This is a genomic window from Halobacillus sp. AWH4_228 (assembly GCF_056158365.1).
Genome location: NZ_JBSWTE010000002.1, coordinates 1 through 13,672, shown reverse-complemented (window position 1 = coordinate 13,672; position 13,672 = coordinate 1). Strand labels below are relative to the sequence as shown.

Genomic DNA, 13,672 nt, shown 5'->3' with positions numbered 1-13,672 from the left:
AATGCTACAGTTTCTAAACTTACTTGAGCCTCACGTACTTTTTGATAAGAAGGGGCTGTAGTATCAACTTCTAATTCATAAATTATGGATACAGCTAAGTCTGTTTTCGTCCCATCAACTTCAATCGAATCTTTGTACGCGGTTACTTTTAGAGTATGAGTGGTAGATGTAAAATCAGAAGAAAATTCAATCATCCCATTTCCAACACTAGCTCCTAAGCCGTCTAATTGGTTAGCGTACTTGTCCATCCGTTCAGCACTCAGATTAGCTTTCAAATCATCTCCTATTATATCTTGAAGGTCATAACCCACTTTACCTTCACTAATCATAATTTGGTCTGCATCACTGTTTGGACTGAAGCTAGTATCTGTTTCTAAATATACATTAAATTTTGGAAGATCAACTATTTTGTAGGTTTTGTTAAAAATAAATTTCGGTCCAAATATAGCTTCATTTGAGAAAAATCCAGGTAAGGAGCTTCCTACTTCCAACATAGCATCGTATAGTTTTTCCTCTTTTTCATTTCTTGATCCTGTTGATGGATTAACACTACTTACTCCTTTATCTCTTCCCGACATATCATTTTTGTCAATGCCAATAGCACCATCACCAGAACCTACTGTATATTCATAAAATTGACTAAATGCCCAGTTTCGTGGCATAGGGTAACCCAGATTCCCACTAAACCCTGTAGACATGTTAGCAACAAAGCTGTATTTTGCTTGGATACTTGGGTTTTCGTAAGCACGTATACAGATATTTCTTGGACCATACACACCTAAATTGTATTTGGAGCCTTGAGATTCTAATGATTCTTTCACACCATTTAGATAAGGTAAAATTAAGTTAGTAACTTGGAAATCATAGGCATCAAAGTCGACCGCAAAGTAGATAGTTGTACCTTCAGGAAACCCTAAATCTTCTGCAGTCTTATGCGCTCTTAAACCATCTCCAGATCCTCGATTATGGTTGAAGTAACTTGCGTAAAATCCTCCGTCCTGATAGATAGGGAAAACATTAATATTGTACTCTTCCAATATTTCCAGCTCTTCGTTAGTCATAGCTTTAGATCTAGATCCTCCTACGGTACCAGTGAGGTATCTACCTATAGTATTATACCCCCGACTAACTAAGGTTTCAGCTTTCGCTCGATCAACTATAGTAGAAGCGTCACACGCAGGAGCACTACGAGATGTTAAGCCATTACTTGTTAGAAGTTGTTTGATTGTTGCTTTACCAGCTGTACCCGTAGCAGGAAGGGTCATAAATTCTTGAAATTCACGAACTGCACTCTCGACAGAGTTATCATAAATGCCGTTATAACTTCCTGGATAATAGTCATTAACGGCTAAAGCAAACTGCAGAATTCTATTTAGCCTATCTTGGCCATTACCCGGAGCAAGAGTAGGTGTATTAGCAAGTGTACCATTTCCGTAATAACCATTAGCAATATTTCCTATCCCAATTTCGTGTTGGAAAGCATAAATAAGAGCTTCGCTTGTTTTCCTTTCATAAACACCATTTGTTGGAATATAAGGAAAATACATACTATAATTTTGATTTAAAATTTGTTGCATTTCTCTTACATAGTTTGGATATGTCCTCGCCAGTTCAAATCCATCTGTATTTAAAATTGCTTCCATTAATTTTGCATCAACATAACCACTTGGTACTAGTCCAACATCTACTTCAAAATCTTTAACCGTACTTTCTGTTCCTCCAAAGAAATTACCTGTAAATCCTCCCGGGTTATAACCTTTACACCAAAAACCACCTTGTAGAATCTTATTCATGTTAGTAGGTTCTTCACCAAGGCTTTGCTTGGATAATCCAGGAAACGCAGCTTTTGTACCAGGTCCAAAGTTGGGCACAGGATTGGTGATCCCCATCTCAATTTGAAGACCAACTATCAATGCTCCTACCGTAGTATTACCAGTGTAACCATCTTCCGGAATTACATCGTAACCTTTTCTCCCTTTATAAGTATCATTCAACCACTTTTGTACTTCTAAAACCATTGAATCCATTCCATTCACCCCTTAATAATATTAATATCAATATTAATATTGATATATTAATCTAACTTTTGTTGAAACCTTATGGTTAAAAAATCGTAGCTACATTTCTATGATTCATTGTTTTACATAGGAATCAATCCCAAAATTTTTTAATGTTATGACCATATCTTTTGCATTCTCATTGTTCTCAAAGGTGCCAGCTACTACTTCGAAGTAATTGCCTGATTTCCTAACATAATTATCTACTCCTTGATCACTTAGAATCTCACCCTTATTTTGAGCATTCTCATAGTTTGAAAATGTGCCAGCTACTACCTCGCTTTTCTTTTTTTCATTGCTGTCTTTCAAATTTAATCCCGCTATTTCTGCAATTCCTTTAGCATGTCCTAATGCAACATTTCGCAGATCTTCATTTGATTTTAGGTGTTTTGCATCCTTTTCACTATCAATAAAACCATTCTCTGTTAAAATAGCTGGCATATTTGTTTCACGTAAAACTGAAAAGTTAGCTTCTTTTAGACCTCTATCATAAAAATACTTAGCTTCTTTTAAAATCTCTTCATGAAGAGCATTTTGGAACTTTTCCGCCTTACTATCTTCTGGCAAACCATTATAAATATAGGATTCAAACCCCTGGGCAGAACCATCAAATGCGTTAATATGAAATGAAACGAAATAATCAGCTCCCCATTCGTTCGCGAATTCTGAACGTTGAAGGAGATCCACAAAGTAATCACTTTTTCGAGTTAAGCGAGTTTCTACTTCTTCGTAATTATTTTCTAATATTTCATTAGTGTACTTGGCTATTTTCAAGACAACATCCTTTTCTTTTAAACCATTACCGCTCGCTCCTTGATCATGACCTCCATGGCCCGGGTCTAAAATAACCTTGGCCGACATTCTACCCCTCCTTAGGTTTCCTCTTTGTGATTTGCTTAGCTCCACTATAAAATCCACTTGCAGATAAACCTAATACTAAGCCGGCAATTACACCTGCTTTGAGATCGTATGGCGCAATATAAAACACTCCAAATACCACTCCCATCAATAAAGCAACGATCATACTATATCTTTTAGACATACCAAGTGATTTAACCATTTCTACTATTGCTGTCACCAAAGGAATGAGGGCAACTCCATACACAGAGAACTCCATGTTATTTTTCCTCCTTTCAATTAAGTTTTTTATCAGATCATCTAAATCAAATGATGACCGATAAATGAGGATTACTTTGTATATTAACAGTAGGGGTAACGGTACAGACCTTTTAAAAGTACTGAAAAACTGAAGCGATTAAAACTGTAGTATTCCTTTTAAAGAAATTAACAGCTTTTCAAAAGTTTGGTTTCTTATATTAAAAATATACTTCTCACTATATCCTAGTTTTAGCGCGGTTTTTTGGATTGTCATCCCTTGAATATATCTGTAACAAATGAAGTGGTGTTCGATATCATCCAATACTTCCAAGGCTTTATCTATTGCACTGATTATTAGTTTGTACTCGTAAAGATTTTCATGAATTTCTATTGCCCTTCTACTTTCTATTCTATCTATCAGCACATATTCGTTTTCTCCTTTTATATTGAAAGAGGAGATTAGATCCTTTTGAATTTCATAACCTTTTGGCATATTGGGTAAAACAAACTCTAATTGACTATGAAGATTCTTAATACCTGCATTATACGTCTGGTAATTTCTTAAATGTTTTTCTAGCCTTTTAATATTTTTCGATCTTTCTGTTTTTTCCATAAGTTTAGTCCTCCTTACCCTTGTAGATAAATATGTTGTAACCCTAACTAAGATATTAATATCGATATCAATATCTTAGTTAGGGTTCATTAACACTAGAATTCTTCATAACTTGAAGCCAAAATGTATTCCTTTAATTCTTCAGTTACTTCTAAAACTTCCTCACACTTAGGACAGTTAAATGAATTAGTATGAAACAAAAAAGGTTCCAGATACTTCCCAACTTTAATTGGATTTTTACAATGTTTGCAGATAATCATTAATAAATGTTTTTTTTGCTGCATATAAATAGCACTTCTTTACAAAAAACCAGAACGTTTGTTCTGTTTAAAGTATAGCTTATATTTAACAAAAAAAAATAAGCCTGCTAGGACTTATTTAAAAATTCTTAAGCTATATTTTTAAAACACTGTTGTTTTCATTACCAAATACCGCTATTCCATCCATCCCATCTCTTTAAATACTCTTTTAAGTGATTCGTTTACAATTTCCGATTTAACACCTTTAGGTTTGCCTGCTGCATTCTCATCAATAACATTTGCCACCTCGCGTTCAAGATAAAATCCCTTAAACACGTGCGTTTTTTCTTTTGTGGTTTTTTTACCTACAATATTATCAAGGAAATCGTTATTGATATTGCTATCTTCTTTATTAGCATCCTCATTCACTGAATTATTTGTTCCCTCATCTTTTTTTGTCATCATCTATCACCCTTTCTCTCTAAATAAATACAATGATGCCCTAGTATGTTCACCAGTTGTAGTTTCTATAATAAAAGTAGAACTAATAAATATCCGAAACCTTAAATTTAGTTAGGTAAATTCCGCTTTTGTTTACTAATACGTTTCTCAATTTCCTTCTGACTATACCCTAACTTCTTCAATTGTTGTCTTGTGTGCACTTCTAAACCTAACTCATGTTGAGCTTTACCCGATAATATCCCAGATGCTTTGCTGTCTGGTTTTCCTAACAACTTCCAAAAATCTAAACAGTTTTTTCCTAACTCCCATGTGTCCTCACCTCCCTAATAGTTGTGTTTTAATGTAGTAATTCTAGGCAAGAAAAGGAGATATACTTCAGGGTCCTTCTAAAATTAGATGTATTAATTAATTTTGTTTCTTTAAGTCTTAATTAATTTACTGTGCACCAAACAAACGTGACCAAAAGCTTTTTTTATCAGACTGCTTCTTATCTTGGATAGTATCTTGGTTATCTGCATTATTAGATTCTGCTGGAGTAGCCAGTTGCCTGATGGTTTCCAACTGTTTGTCGCGATCTATATTTACTTGTTCTATACGTTGGATCAAAGTTTTATGAAAATTATCTTGATTATCCATCCTCATATCTTGATGGTCTAGCTGTTTTTTTATTGATTTATTATCCTCCCTTAAAGCTGATATTTCTTGTCGCAAAGCTCTTAGTTCTTCGGCTAGTAATTCCCCGCTGGTTTTTTCAGGCTCAGGTCTAAACGATTCTCCCCCAGTAGCAAAGTAATATTCAATCTGTTTCATGCTCCAGTTTTGCTCTCTGTGTAGAGATTGTATTTCTTTAAAACGTTCTATCCCCTCCTGTTTGTATATGTTATAACCATTACTACTTTTTTCATGCGGCACGTACTTCCTTAACTCCTTAAACCAATTCCTAATAACGTTTGGAGTTTCATCTAAGTACGTGGCAACTTCTTTCACCGTAAAACCCTCAACCAAGTTTAGATCTGGATTACCTGAACCTTGATTCTCTCCCTTATTCATATTTATAACCCTCCCAGAAACCTATATATAAACCTTGTTTCCTTAATATTAAAGGGTGGTTATGAAAAAATACAAGGTTTTTATCCAACTTCCAGACCTAGATATGAAATCATTGTATATGGGCTTAGCTAATACACTCTAAACTTAGTTAGTACTCATGGTGTATTCTACTGAATAATCTATTCAGTTACAAGAAAGACCAATTTAAATATTTTCAAGAAAAGATAAAGCGTTCACGAAACATGATGATAGTGGACCACGACAGAACTGATTAAACTGTTAGCTACGAATAATAGGACATTGCTAGGAGCATTTGAACTCTTGAAGCCTACTATAAAAGTCAATTTATTACTTGCTAATGATTAGCTTCTTTTATAGTTATAAAAGCTACTTTTCTTAGATTTTTTGCATACGCGGGTTAGGTATTAGCTTTGATATTATTGGCTTGAAAGGAGGAATGCAAAATGCTTTATGAATATTGGGAACAATACTCACCTATTGGAGGGGATCTACCATTTCAAATGACTGTCGATGACAACGCTCCTGAAGGAGACCATGTACCAGTAAGCATTCAGATTAATATGGGTTACACTCCCGGTGCTGGTGGTTATGGCTCAGACTGGGAGATGGAGCTCCAACGCTATGTAGATGGTGAATGGGTTTTCATTGCAGGGCGTTCAGGCTACTGTCACTTAGATAGTTATTCAGATCGTGAATTTACAGGGATTAACGAAGGGCTTACTCGAATTGTTTTGCATAACACTATTCCAAACCAAAGCTACCGTCGTATCGAATCCGACAACTTCTATGTTATTCACTAGTAAATAAAAAAGAGAGGTCAAGCGTGCCTCTCTTTTTTTATGAATTATAAAATTACATCCTGATGAGATTACATAAGTACACAACCATGATAGTAATGAAACATAATATTCATTATGTTTCATGTGAAACCAAACGAACAAAGCCCGGATATCCTTGATAAACCAAGGATATCCGGGCTTTTATATAGGTTCACACATGGTATAATAAAACATAATAAAATAAGTGTTGTATTCTAAACAACATATAAGAGGTGATCCAATTGCCCCCACGTCTCGGCCAACAGAGCGTCGAACCCATCCGGGACCCGGATTTAATCCGGGAAATGAAAACGTATTTGCTACATAAAAGCTACCGGGATTATTTTTTATTTACCTTCGGCATCAATTCCGGCCTGCGAATCAGCGATATTTTGCCCCTGCGGGTGTTGGATGTCCAGGACACATCCTATCTGCGGATCCGGGAAAAGAAAACACGGAACATTCGAAAAATCAAAATGACCCCCAATTTGCGCAGTGAAATCGATAAGTACATCCGGGGCAAAGCCGCGTCCGATGCCTTGTTTCCTTCCAAAAAAGGAGGCTCGATTGATCGGACCCAAGCCTGGCGCATTATTCATGAAGCTGCGGAGGTCTGCGGGGTCCCCGGACCGATCGGCACGCACACCTTGCGAAAGACGTTCGGGTATCCCTTTTATCAGAAAACCAAGGATGTGGCCATGTTGCAGCAGATCTTTGGCCATTCTAGCCCTTCGATCACGTTACAATACATTGGAATTAGTGATGACATGGTCGATCAAGCCTTGGAAGATTTCTCTTTGTAAACATGAACAGAAGAGAATAAGGGGACCGTTTGCATATGCGAACGGTTTATAATGCCCCGTCCTTCCTGGGAAGTTTCATTTTGATTTAGAATCATTGATCTAAATCATCATACGTTCTTAGTACCTTGCTCTCTCTTATATCTTCAGGTTTTATTTTCTCTTCGAAAATTTTAGACTTACTTTTAATTTTACCTTGTCTCCTAAAATTTGAATGCAGACTTTTATTTGCTCGTACATGAAGTGCATTGTTTTCATAATCAAATTCTAATTCTGCTCTATCTGGTAATTTATTTTTAATGTCTTCAATCTTTTTTTGAATATTGTACTTTTCTTCTTCAGTGTAAGTGTACACGTTATTAACCCTTTCTTTTTATGTTTTATCCTTCTAACTTTGTAAAAACATTAAGATTAAGGTCTTTTAGTAGATAATACCCTATATTGACCTTTTAATATATTTTAACCTTTAAAAACCTTATTTACCTAAGTATATTAGTTCTTTCCCATCTTTCTGAGCAATATTGAGAGCTCCATTGACTCCGTGTGCTCTGCCATAATATTCTGCCTTATCTAACCCTGCTTTTCTAAAATCAAAAGTGATTTTAGAGTCTCCAGCATGGAAGGTAAAATCATCTTCTTTTATAGCAGTACTAAACTCTATAACATTTACCATTCCACTATCCACACGTTCTTTTATATCAGATAAAACATTTTCAACAATACTCTCATCCAGAGTGTTTTTTGCTTTAGACAAGCATTCCTCAATGGGTTGGCGTTCGAATCTAATTCTTACATGATTAGAATCATCGGGTGCTTTAAAAAGAATTTCTTTACCTGAAGCCATACAATCAATATCTTCTACTCTCATATGATTTATTAACATATCATTATTTTTAATTTCAGCTATGATTTCTTTCTTATTATTCCACAGCAAGGCATTAACAAGAATTTTCCCTTTATGATCTTGCTCTAATTTAAATAATTCTTTCCCCTTAATTCTCATAGTTAATGAAGTTGAAAAGAAATAATTACCTCCTGATATTACAATGCCTTTATCAATACTCCAACCTAACTTGCCTTTAGGTTCCCCCCTATTATTAGCTCTTTTCATTTCACGTAAATCTTCAATTGACCAAGCTCTTTGATCAGCTTGCCTATGATGAATTGGACAAAGAGCTATCATTCCGTCTTCGTTATGCATTTCCCCTTCATTATAAGGAGGGTCAAAGTGATGATATTCGAGAAAAGGAACTCTACAGTCTTCCACTGGGCAGCCAAAACCGACTTCTCTTCTCAACCTTCTTCTCTTTTTTCTTCCGATAGGATCCCTTGCCATACTTAACCTCCTCTATAATTGTAAAAATCATTGCATCTCATGATCACAAACATATTCATATTAACCATAATTTTCCATAATTCTACAAAGAATACGAGTAATCCTTTTTTATAATGATGGTATTTAGATCAGAACCTCTTTAGAATAATGAACTTCTATCGGAATACTCATTTTGAGTATTCCGATATTCCGCATTCCAACTGACGTTTGAAAATCAAACGTCAGTTGGAATGGATTTGAACTTGTAAAATTATCTATTCTAAAAAGAATAGATAATTTTACTCGCCTAATAGGCGAACGCTTTTGTATTTCAAAGGGGGAGCGAAAGCGATTGGGGGAAACCCCCAACAAGCTCAAATGGGTACCATTTGTAGAGCTTGCCAACCCTCATGCTATGATGTATGATAGTTTCAACACCACGGTGAAACTATCTGAAGAATAGCTTTCAAATGGTACCCATTTGAAAAGGAGGGGCGGGCTTGGAAGAGAACCGAAATGAGAACCGACAGATCAAATTTCGAGTGAGCGACGACGAATTTGAACGTCTTGAGCAGATGGCGAAAAACGTTCAAATGAGTGTGCCTTCTTTTGCGAAAAAGAAGGCACAAGGGGCGAGAATGCGACCGCCGAAGATTGATCGAGAAGGAGCATTTGAGATGGCCCGGGAATTGCGAGCAATCGGTAACAATGTGAACCAGATCAGCCGGCGAGCCAATCAGGGACATACAATTCCTGCTGAGGAATTAAAAGAGGTACAAAAGGAGCTGCAGGCTATATGGCAACAATTCAACTCGGCCATACAAAAGTAGCTAATCGGCTAATCTCGTACTGTGAAAAAAGAGCGGTCGAGAAAGAAGGAGTAAATACGTTTCCCGAGGTGGCCAAAGCCCAAATGAAGGCTACGAGAGAAATGTGGAGTAAGAATAACGGTATTCAGGCGCATCACGTAATTCAATCGTTTAAGCCAGGGGAAATCACTCCGGCCCAAGCCAATAAAATAGGACTGGAACTAGCTGAAAAATTAGCTCCGGGTCATGAAGTCATGATATATACGCATGATGATAAAGAACATATCCATAATCACATCATCATTAATTCCGTGCATCCGGAAGATGGCAGGAAATATCATGCTCATGGAAAAGAAGCGATTGATAAAGTTCGTGAGGAAAGTGACCGATTATGTAAGGGAAGAGGACTCTCCATAGCAGAAAACATTAAAGCAGGGGTTCGTTACACCCAAGCAGAAAAAGGCTTAATTGATCGAGAGAAATTCAGTTGGAAAGATGATATTCGAGAGAAAATTGACCTTGAAAAACAGGTCTCCCAAACATATGAAGAATTGAAAATGAGTTTAAAAGAAAAACATAACATTGACATGAAAGAGCGTGGAAAGAACATTACATTTACGCACCCCGATAAAAACAAGAAAGTTCGTGGCTCCAAGCTGGGGAATGATTATGAAAAGGAGACGTTGCAGCGTGAGTTTGAAATCACAAAGGAAACCCGAACAGACCAACCAAGCCAGGAGCGAGGAACAGCCACCTTATCATACGAACAGGGAAATCCAGAGTTATCAAGAATTGCAGAACCATATAGAGGAAAGTCAGAAGTTAATGGAAATTCTGAAAGGTTACGTCAGCACGCAAATCGACAGGGACACCGACTCGAAAATGACCACTCAACAAGAGTTGAACGACATCAGAGAGACGAGCCAAACCGTTCAGCAGAGGATGAATTCGACTTTACAAGCGCAAGAGAAACTCTTGAAAGATCAAGAAGAGAGACTTATAAAAACTATGGAAACGGGCGCCAACCTCATGAGTCAGAACAATCAAAAGACCATTCAAAAAGTGAATCAACTCCAAAACGAGATCGTTCAGCAACTGGAGAAGATCGAGCAAAATTTCAGCGAGAAAACAGGGAAAGTGCTCCAGACCACCGAGAGCAACTTAAACGAGATGAAGAGCCGGACAAACAAAAGCTTAGACGAGATCGACAACAGAGCAAAGAGAACGATATCGAACGTTAAAAAAGGAATTCTTATAAATTACTGGTTAGATGCAGCAAAATACGGTCTAGCAACCTCTGTATTCCTTGTGCCCATATACTTAGGGGTAAAAGCTTTGTTAGGAGTATTTGGCATTGAAACACCTTAAGAATTTTTAAATCCATAAAAAGAGCTCCCTGCGCAAACAGGGAGCTCTTTCCCCTTTAAGGGGGTGATGCCATGACAATATTTAAATTGTCGCTATTTGCCTTAAGTATAACATAAACCATTATTACTATACAGCAACGGTTTCCATTTAGAAACGGTACCCCCGTTCTCATACAGAACCCCCTACCGCCCTTCGGTTGCTTGGATATCTCCGTTTTCCAAAAGTCCAAGACCAGGACTTTAGCAAATACTCAATATCATACATCCCCCACCCTTAAATGATCCCTTCTATATAGATCTTCTTATCTTAGCTCCTATAGAGTACAGAATCTTATGTGAGCAAGACCGTTTATTCTTTAGCCTCGTTGAGATGTCTAATCTTTCCTAAGTATTTATGCTTGCAAAAGTGGAACGAAGGCAACATCCTGAAGGCTTGTCGAGGAAAACGGAAGGCATAGAACGACTACCTACATCGACAAAAATTAAAAATGTCAATGTAAGTAGTAGTCGTTCTACAGAAGGACAACATCCGTCAGGAATTACGAGGTGTCCGTAGTGTATCCCTATTAACGATAGAATTTCTTCTAGACAAGCTTACTACTTCAAATGCCCCTGGTAGGTTCAGAATAACCGAGTATTCTTACTTGCAGCTTGTCCTACTGCAACCGTAGTTGCAACATCCTTCCTTCGATCAGCACTAAGGTAGCTTTCACCCTTCAGACACCAACGCAATAGGGAGCGTTTTCATAGTGTCCTAGTCTTAATTATTGCATCGGCTAAGACATAACCTATCAAGTTTATTTTCTCAACGTGTTAGTAGGCTTTCCACGTTGGAACAACATAAAAAAGGTGTACTTTACCCTGCTTCCTACCAATGAGAGGAAAGCCGGGTAAAATACACCTTTGAAAAATTATTTATAACGGTTGAAATTTGCTATGTAAACCGTATATAATTAACTATATCTTAGTATTTTACCCTGTGTCGCTTTGGTCGGTGGAGACAGGGAAAGTCATTTCCGATAAGTTCGCCAAAACTTATCATCAAGGAAATGGCTTTTTTATTTGTCCGTATGTATTTATAATGACAATTTTACCCCTTACACTCTATCAAATCAATAGAATTGAGGGAATAAACTAGCAGAATCTTTTGCATGGATTTGCACAAAGGGCTACTGTTGTAAATTAAAACTAACAGATCTTTTTAGATTTGAAATTACTAGGGTTAGTTTTCAGGACACAATTGACTACAAAAACCCAGAAAGGAAGATTGCATGACAGACATTTCTTACAATAAACACACATTCATATTTGTGGCTCGTGGGCAATTTCTTCAAAAAAGGACTTTTTTTAGATAAAAGGAGGAAAAGTATGAAAAAAATTCTTAAAAATATAACTAAAGTCCTTTTAACCGTAATGTGTTCAATTTTAATACTAATAGGATTTACTTTCGCATACTTGATCTATCAAGATCTTAAATTCGATGAAGATAATTACGAAGAACCAACGGCGGAAGAAAATGTAAATAAATAGAAATACATAGCACAACCCTCGTAATAAATAAAATATAGAGAAATACACTGAGGGTAAGCAACATGCACTTATTCCTTCTTTTGATTCGCGTAGAGCTAATAATCTCAATGAACGAACTTACAATTAATGTCATTAATCAGATAACATTACTCTGGCCAGTAAGATAGATTATGCTCATGGTAGTAGAGTATAGCCAACTTGATATGATAGAATTTAATCTACTAAGGGAGCGATGGTTCACTTATATTTTCCGATGATTGTTGGGATCTATCGGTTATGAGGTAATAAAATAAATACTTTAATAATATTGGGGTTGAGGTTATGGTACCTAATGAAAAAGAAGTCTTAGCTAAGGGAAACTTAACCTTTGAGGATTATAAGAAACACAACCTTCATCATCATAAGAAAATGATGATTGGATATTTTATTTTTGTTTTCTTAGTTGGCCTGTGGTTATCTTCTCTCTTTATTACAGGAGGGCTGGTTGCGGTTATTCCTTTATATTTATTTTTTTCTACATTAATTGCGTGTTTTTTCACACTGGTATTAGCTGGATTATTACACTTACGCGTTCGAAAGGAGTATAGCAGTGACCAATTTCTTCAAAACGAATTGAGATATATCATTAATGAAGATGGTATAAATTCTAAAGTAAGGAAGTCAAATACTTATTTTGAATGGAATGATTTTATAGCAGTTCTGGAACACGAGGATATGTTTCGGTTATATACATCTAAAAATAAAGGCCTTGTTATACCCAAGCGTTACTTTTCCACAAAGGAAGATATCATCTTTTTTAAAAAACTAGTTACTAGAAATATGGATTCAAAAAAAGTCAAAATCCATTAACTATCTAATTGGAAGCTATCCTACTTCTTCGTATAACGAATATAAGAAGCAACCGCGATAAGAGCACTTAGTAAAGTGAAGTAAAATCCGCCCTTTGTCATTCCTAAAGCAGTGTTTAAGTTACCTCCCTCATTACCAGGAAACCAAGGGCTCATCATAATCCATTGGAGGATAACGAATGAAGGAATTAAGATAGTCAAGAAACGTATGGAAGTTTGTCTGGGAATTATTAAAAAAACAGTAAGAGTAATGGCAGTGGTGACCCCAATTAATGAACCGGTCCAATGGTGTAAACCACTCCACGACCAGAACGCTAATGAGAACCAATCCATAAACAATCCGATTAATACACCTAGCAGGCTTGCGACATATATTACTTTCATAAATTTATCCAAGTTTGTCTCTCCTTAAATCCTTTAAAATAATTGGTAAATATCACTATAGATAAGTTTATCACAAGTTTTATAGGGGTTAAAAAAAGATATAGGGGAGACTCCCCTATGTCTTTTTTTCATGCTGAATCATCTTCTTGGAATATCTTATCTCCAATCCCTACTAGGAAAGCAGAAGTCGCTGCCACACTTATAACAACGGGTGACACATAAATTAAAAGTAATGCTCCTGCTGTCAGCGCAGCTAAGCAT

15 protein-coding genes are annotated in these 13,672 nt (G+C 36.4%); 6 read left to right on the top strand and 9 right to left on the bottom strand.

Translation table 11 applies throughout. The features are described from left to right. The 6 genes from ACXADP_RS19785 to ACXADP_RS19760 all read right to left on the bottom strand — a co-directional run. A partial coding sequence (locus tag ACXADP_RS19785) for a glycoside hydrolase domain-containing protein (protein ID WP_474972340.1) occupies positions 1–2,027 on the bottom strand: 2,027 nt, incomplete at its 3' end. A 105-nt stretch (positions 2,028–2,132) separates the two neighbouring features. Further along, entirely contained in the window at positions 2,133–2,918 is a 786-nt protein-coding gene (locus ACXADP_RS19780) for an N-acetylmuramoyl-L-alanine amidase (protein WP_160839968.1), read from the bottom strand. Between the two features lies 1 nt (position 2,919). Continuing rightward, on the bottom strand, positions 2,920–3,174 hold the full coding sequence (locus ACXADP_RS19775) for a hypothetical protein (RefSeq protein ID WP_160839969.1): 255 nt from the start codon (positions 3,172–3,174) through the stop codon (positions 2,920–2,922). Positions 3,175–3,312: 138 nt separating this feature from the next. Further along, entirely contained in the window at positions 3,313–3,768 is a 456-nt protein-coding gene (locus tag ACXADP_RS19770; protein ID WP_160839970.1) for a sigma factor-like helix-turn-helix DNA-binding protein, read from the bottom strand. Between the two features lie 434 nt (positions 3,769–4,202). Continuing rightward, on the bottom strand, positions 4,203–4,469 hold the full coding sequence (locus tag ACXADP_RS19765) for a hypothetical protein (RefSeq protein ID WP_160839956.1): 267 nt from the start codon (positions 4,467–4,469) through the stop codon (positions 4,203–4,205). 435 nt (positions 4,470–4,904) lie between these two features. Further along, positions 4,905–5,519, bottom strand: coding sequence for a MerR family transcriptional regulator (locus tag ACXADP_RS19760; RefSeq protein ID WP_160839957.1), 615 nt, complete (start codon positions 5,517–5,519; stop codon positions 4,905–4,907). 464 nt (positions 5,520–5,983) lie between these two features. Between ACXADP_RS19760 and ACXADP_RS19755 the strand changes: the two genes are divergently transcribed. Both ACXADP_RS19755 and ACXADP_RS19750 read left to right on the top strand, forming a co-directional pair. Continuing rightward, positions 5,984–6,340, top strand: coding sequence for a hypothetical protein (locus tag ACXADP_RS19755; protein ID WP_160839958.1), 357 nt, complete (start codon positions 5,984–5,986; stop codon positions 6,338–6,340). Positions 6,341–6,663: 323 nt separating this feature from the next. After that, positions 6,664–7,161: a site-specific integrase gene (locus ACXADP_RS19750; RefSeq protein ID WP_474972339.1), complete on the top strand. Its 498-nt coding sequence runs from the start codon at positions 6,664–6,666 to the stop codon at positions 7,159–7,161. A 91-nt stretch (positions 7,162–7,252) separates the two neighbouring features. Here the strand turns inward: ACXADP_RS19750 and ACXADP_RS19745 are convergent, their stop codons facing one another. Together ACXADP_RS19745 and ACXADP_RS19740 are read right to left on the bottom strand one after the other, a co-directional pair. Continuing rightward, the gene (locus ACXADP_RS19745) at positions 7,253–7,513 is read right to left on the bottom strand and encodes a hypothetical protein (protein ID WP_160839960.1); all 261 of its coding nucleotides are present in this window, start codon (positions 7,511–7,513) and stop codon (positions 7,253–7,255) included. A gap of 120 nt (positions 7,514–7,633) precedes the next feature. After that, a complete protein-coding gene (locus tag ACXADP_RS19740) occupies positions 7,634–8,494 on the bottom strand; it encodes a hypothetical protein (RefSeq protein WP_160839961.1) in 861 nt (286 codons plus the stop codon). Between the two features lie 479 nt (positions 8,495–8,973). On the opposite strand from ACXADP_RS19740, the gene ACXADP_RS19735 reads away from it, so the two are divergent. The 4 genes from ACXADP_RS19735 (at position 8,974) to ACXADP_RS19720 (ending at position 13,028) form a co-directional block, all read left to right on the top strand. Continuing rightward, entirely contained in the window at positions 8,974–9,303 is a 330-nt protein-coding gene (locus ACXADP_RS19735) for a MobC family plasmid mobilization relaxosome protein (protein ID WP_160839962.1), read from the top strand. Next, on the top strand, positions 9,270–10,523 hold the full coding sequence (locus tag ACXADP_RS19730) for a relaxase/mobilization nuclease domain-containing protein (protein WP_160839963.1): 1,254 nt from the start codon (positions 9,270–9,272) through the stop codon (positions 10,521–10,523). The genes ACXADP_RS19735 and ACXADP_RS19730 overlap by 34 nt, the downstream gene beginning before the upstream one ends. Positions 10,524–12,017: 1,494 nt before the next feature. Then, complete coding sequence (locus ACXADP_RS19725) at positions 12,018–12,179, top strand: hypothetical protein (RefSeq protein WP_160839964.1); 162 nt, start codon at positions 12,018–12,020, stop codon at positions 12,177–12,179. Positions 12,180–12,500: 321 nt separating this feature from the next. Then, positions 12,501–13,028, top strand: coding sequence for a YcxB family protein (locus ACXADP_RS19720; protein ID WP_474970574.1), 528 nt, complete (start codon positions 12,501–12,503; stop codon positions 13,026–13,028). A 20-nt stretch (positions 13,029–13,048) separates the two neighbouring features. Here ACXADP_RS19720 and ACXADP_RS19715 read toward each other — a convergent pair whose 3' ends face one another. Further along, positions 13,049–13,423 (bottom strand): hypothetical protein, encoded by a 375-nt coding sequence (locus tag ACXADP_RS19715; RefSeq protein ID WP_160839966.1) that lies wholly within the window; start codon positions 13,421–13,423, stop codon positions 13,049–13,051. Positions 13,424–13,672 lie beyond the last annotated feature (249 nt).

Excerpts from the sequence above, each read along its gene's own strand:
- ACXADP_RS19780 (WP_160839968.1), bottom strand. The coding sequence starts at position 2,918 with ATGTCGGCCAAGGTTATTTTAGACCCGGGCCATGGAGGTCATGATCAA.
- ACXADP_RS19775 (WP_160839969.1), bottom strand. The coding sequence starts at position 3,174 with ATGGAGTTCTCTGTGTATGGAGTTGCCCTCATTCCTTTGGTGACAGCA.
- ACXADP_RS19770 (WP_160839970.1), bottom strand. The coding sequence starts at position 3,768 with ATGGAAAAAACAGAAAGATCGAAAAATATTAAAAGGCTAGAAAAACAT.
- ACXADP_RS19765 (WP_160839956.1), bottom strand. The coding sequence starts at position 4,469 with ATGACAAAAAAAGATGAGGGAACAAATAATTCAGTGAATGAGGATGCT.
- ACXADP_RS19760 (WP_160839957.1), bottom strand. The coding sequence starts at position 5,519 with ATGAATAAGGGAGAGAATCAAGGTTCAGGTAATCCAGATCTAAACTTG.
- ACXADP_RS19755 (WP_160839958.1), top strand. The coding sequence starts at position 5,984 with ATGCTTTATGAATATTGGGAACAATACTCACCTATTGGAGGGGATCTA.
- ACXADP_RS19750 (WP_474972339.1), top strand. The coding sequence starts at position 6,664 with ATGAAAACGTATTTGCTACATAAAAGCTACCGGGATTATTTTTTATTT.
- ACXADP_RS19740 (WP_160839961.1), bottom strand. The coding sequence starts at position 8,494 with ATGGCAAGGGATCCTATCGGAAGAAAAAAGAGAAGAAGGTTGAGAAGA.
- ACXADP_RS19730 (WP_160839963.1), top strand. The coding sequence starts at position 9,270 with ATGGCAACAATTCAACTCGGCCATACAAAAGTAGCTAATCGGCTAATC.
- ACXADP_RS19725 (WP_160839964.1), top strand. The coding sequence starts at position 12,018 with ATGAAAAAAATTCTTAAAAATATAACTAAAGTCCTTTTAACCGTAATG.
- ACXADP_RS19720 (WP_474970574.1), top strand. The coding sequence starts at position 12,501 with ATGGTACCTAATGAAAAAGAAGTCTTAGCTAAGGGAAACTTAACCTTT.